1 pseudogene is annotated in these 251 nt (G+C 43.4%); it reads left to right on the top strand.

The features are described 5' to 3' along the window. A pseudogene (locus ACG9ZB_RS17655) lies at window positions 1-193 on the top strand (amino acid transporter); the annotation flags it as partial. Window positions 194-251 lie beyond the last annotated feature (58 nt).

The raw sequence follows: 251 nt of genomic DNA on the forward strand, positions 1-251 counted from the left end.
TTGTGGTTTGTTCTCTACATCACGTTTGCTGTTTGGTTTGGCAAGAGAATGACAAGCACCACAGAGCCTAGCGCGTCTATCAAAACGTTCGGTACCAGCGAAAGGCTTATTCTTCTCATGTGATTTTATCATGGCAGGTGCGGCGCTACAGTACTTTGTACCAAACACGGTTGAAGCCTTTACATTAGCCAGCTAATTGTGTGTGATTCTGTTCATTAGTATCTGGAGCATTATTATGGTGTGCTATATCC

This window comes from Acinetobacter johnsonii, from assembly GCF_048551975.1.
GTDB lineage: Bacteria > Pseudomonadota > Gammaproteobacteria > Pseudomonadales > Moraxellaceae > Acinetobacter > Acinetobacter johnsonii_A.